The organism is Candidatus Enterococcus moelleringii (genome assembly GCF_017377575.1).
Classification (GTDB): Bacteria; Bacillota; Bacilli; order Lactobacillales; family Enterococcaceae; genus Enterococcus_A; species Enterococcus_A moelleringii.
On the sequence record NZ_JAFREM010000005.1, the window covers coordinates 5,668 to 7,420 of the forward strand.

General features: G+C 44.7%; 2 protein-coding genes. Both read right to left on the reverse strand.

All coding sequences use genetic code 11. The features are described from left to right. Positions 1-698 (reverse strand): hypothetical protein (locus JZO70_RS03965; RefSeq protein WP_207672248.1); only part of this gene is annotated, 698 nt, incomplete at its 3' end. Positions 699-1,098: 400 nt separating this feature from the next. Then, on the reverse strand, positions 1,099-1,753 hold a 655-nt coding region (locus JZO70_RS03970; protein ID WP_207672249.1), incomplete at its 5' end, for a site-specific integrase.

A 1,753-nucleotide genomic window follows, 5' to 3' on the forward strand; every position in this document is an offset into this window, starting at 1 on the left:
CCCTTGGCTTCGTATTCCGCGCGTTCTAAAATTTGTCGTTCTTGTTTCTTCGATTGCACTAAGATGCCTGCCAGTTCATCCTTCATGGCTTCATTAGCTTCTTGTGCTTGTTTGAGTTCTTTGATTTCTTTTTGTGCCGCTGCTAAAGCTTCTGCTTGGGTCTGCTCAGTTTGATTCAGCTGCTTAGTGCTTTGATCCAATTGATCCATTAATAATTGGATTTGTTTGTCTTTCTCTGCCTGAAGTTCCTTCAGCTGTTGTTCATTTCCAGCCTGCAGGTTTTGAACTTGCTGCTCTTTTTCTGCTTTCAGATTCTGCAGCTGTTGTTCCTTATCTGCTTGTTGGTCTTGCAGCAGTTGGTCTTTTTCGGTTAGAGTCGTTGCCATCGTTGTCAGCTCAGTCTGCTTGACCTCCAGCTGATGCTTCAACTGGGCCACCGTTTCTTCTAAACGATCGACTTCCTGCTGCAGCGGTGATTCGGTCTGTCCTCGAGGTTCTTCTCTTAAAGCAGTTTCTTCCTCAAATTCAGCATCATTGCGGGTACGGGTACGCCGTTCGCCACGGTCATAGCCCTCTTCGGAATAGGTCTCATACCCATAATCATCCTCGTACCCTTCTGCATCGTACTCATCGTAGAAATATTCCTCTTGTGGCGCTTCTTGATACGCTTCTTTTTTCTGTTTGCCAAATCCAAACATGCAGGCTCCTCCTCCAATACAATCCGTTTCCTTTTTCACTTGATTATCTTTTGTTAACAAGCCGCCATTTAATGACTCCCTCTCCCACCCGTGCTATAATTTTTACTGACGGTAAAATTTGCTCGGTCTTTATCTTGGTCTTGAAAAGACCAAGAAGCCCGCTAAAAAGACTGTCATACCAATAAAAAAGAGCCCCCGCTTGACGGGAGCTGACGGTTTATAAAATTGGAAGCCAAAAAAAATAAACATTTTTGGATAACGGCGAATAATTTCCGGAAAGCGGACACCTCAGAAAAAGAAAAAACGAAGTCTGTTAAATCAATCACCAAGGTAAGCGTTTACCCGTAAAAAAGCAAAAAAAACCACCCCAAAAATGCATTTCGCAATTTTTGAAAACGGTTTATGCGATTGATTCTTCCATTTGTGCGATCACTTGGATGCGCTGTTCCATCACAGAACCCGCATAAGTGTCCAAAGTCATCTGAGTTGAGCTATGCCCAAGCATGTTGCTCACACTCATAATGTCGCCTTTGCTTTCCAAGCAGCGGGTCGCAAAGGTATGGCGCAGCTGATGGAAATGCGTCTCAGGCAGACCAGCCGCCGCACGGATTTGATGGAAATGGTACGTTAAAAGCCGTGGTTCCAAGGGTTTGTCCTTGTTGGTAACCACATATTTACCCGTTGCTTTCAGCTTCTGTTGCAATAAAAGCTGCTTCAATCCTTGGCTCATAGGAACCGAACGTGTGGATGAAGCTGTCTTAGAGCTGGTGTAAATCAACTCCGTTTTCTGCCCCTCCAACAAGCTGAAAACCCGTTGATACGTAGCTCGAACATGGATCAAGTTATTCTCAAAATCGATATCTTTCCAGGATAAGGCAGCGATTTCGCCAATCCGTAAACCGGCGTGCAGCGCCAACAACACGGGAATTCCTCGTCCTTTTTTGTCTTCCATTGCCGCTGTCTCTAAACGTTTTTGTTCCTGCTTAGTCAACGCCTGGTCCTTCAGCTTCTCAACCTTTGGTAATTGAATGAAGGTAAAAGGATTCTCCTTGATT